This is a genomic window from Mesorhizobium sp. M7A.F.Ca.CA.002.05.1.1 (assembly GCF_003998335.1).
In the GTDB taxonomy this organism is placed as follows: Bacteria; Pseudomonadota; Alphaproteobacteria; order Rhizobiales; family Rhizobiaceae; genus Mesorhizobium.
On sequence record NZ_RZQI01001115.1, the window covers coordinates 1 to 1,686 of the forward strand.

The 1,686-nt window shown below is 63.0% G+C and carries 3 protein-coding genes; all 3 read left to right on the plus strand.

Going from position 1 to position 1,686, the window contains the following annotated elements:
• Positions 1-663 (plus strand): putative PEP-binding protein (locus EN939_RS33090; protein ID WP_164751464.1); only part of this gene is annotated, 663 nt, incomplete at its 5' end.
• A gap of 11 nt (positions 664-674) precedes the next feature.
• A complete protein-coding gene (locus EN939_RS33095) occupies positions 675-1,097 on the plus strand; it encodes a hypothetical protein (protein WP_127271698.1) in 423 nt (140 codons plus the stop codon).
• Between the two features lie 93 nt (positions 1,098-1,190).
• Positions 1,191-1,686: dihydroxyacetone kinase subunit DhaK (locus EN939_RS33100; protein ID WP_206528412.1), on the plus strand; the 496-nt coding region annotated here is incomplete at its 3' end.

A 1,686-nucleotide genomic window follows, 5' to 3' on the forward strand; every position in this document is an offset into this window, starting at 1 on the left:
GTGCTGGAATGGGCTGGTGAAAAACCGGTGACGATCCGCACCGTCGATGCCGGCGGCGACAAGCCGGTGCCCGGCTTCACCGTCGAGGAGAGCAATCCGTTCCTCGGCCTGCGCGGAATCAGGCTGTCGCTGGCAAGACCGGAGGTGTTTCGTGTACAGATCCGGGCACTGCTGCGCGCCGCGGTGCACGGCAATCTGAAAGTGATGTTTCCGATGATCGCCATTGTGGAGGAATACCGACAGGCAGCGGCGATGTTCGCCGAGGAGCAGACCGCACTTGCCGCGCGCGGCATCGCGAACAAGATGCCGCCGCTCGGTATCATGGTCGAGGTGCCGTCGGTGGCGATCGTGCCGGAAGCCTTTACCGAGGCCGCCTTCTTCTCGATCGGCTCCAACGACCTCACCCAATATGTCATGGCGGCCGCCCGCGATGACGCTGCCGTGGCACATCTCAATTCGGTCCGTCATCCGGCCGTGCTACGGCTGATCGCTGCCGTGACCGCGTTTGGCCAGCGGGAAAAAATCCCGGTCAGCCTGTGCGGCGATGCAGGCGGCGATCCCGCCTCGATCCCGTCACTGCTCAAGGCCGGCCTGCGCGATCTTTCCGTCGCTCCGGCGCAACTCGCCATGGCCAAGGCGGCCATCGCGGACGTTTCTGTCTAGGCGCGGCCGGCATGGTCGACAGGGCATCCGAACCCGGTTCCGAAGAGGCGATCCGCGCCTACAAGACGATCCTGTCGCAGGTCATCGACCAGCGCCCATCCGGCATGCGCCAGCGCCTGGCCGATGCGCTCGGCAAACACCGAAGCTTCGTCACCCAGATTTCCAGTCCTGCCTATTCGATCCCGATTCCGTCAAAACATTTGCCGGCTATATTTTCGGTGTGCCATTTCAGCCCGGCCGAGCGCGACCAGTTTCTCGCCGCCTACCATCAGGCGCATCCGGGAAAAATGTCGATCGCATCAGGCATGCGCAAGACGCGGCATGTCTCGCTGATCGTGCCGGATTTCGGCGACGACAAGCAGAACGCCGCGCTCGATAAGGCGGTGAACGATTTTATCCAGAAGATCACCAGCATCACCGGCAAGGGTGGCTGATCGAACTCTTTGTTTTACGCAATTCCGGACGGAAAACCGCGACACACTTTCCCTGGAATTGCTTTGGAAGGCCTATTTCGGGAGGAGACGGCCGTGAAGAAGTTTATCAATTCGGTGGACACGGCGCTGACCGAAAGCCTCGACGGCTTCGTCGCCGCCCATGCCGACATCCTCGTGCTCGGCGACGAGCACAAATTTGTCCGCCGCAAGACCTTGCGGCCGGGCAAGGTGGCGTTGATCTCCGGCGGAGGCTCCGGCCACGAGCCGCTGCATGGCGGCTTTGTCGGGCACGGTATGCTCGACGCCGCCTGCCCCGGCCAGGTGTTCACCTCGCCGACGCCGGACCAGATGCTGGCGGCGGCGGAGGCCGTCGACACCGGCGGCGGTTGCCTGTTCATCGTCAAGAACTATGAGGGCGACGTCATGAACTTCGACATGGCGGCCGAGATGTCTGAAGGCGTCCAGCAGATCGTGACCAATGACGATGTCGCCGTCGAGAATTCTTCCTATACGACGGGCCGGCGCGGCGTCGCCGGCACGCTGGTGGTGGAAAAGATCGTCGGAGCCGCTGCCGAACATGGCCTGGCAC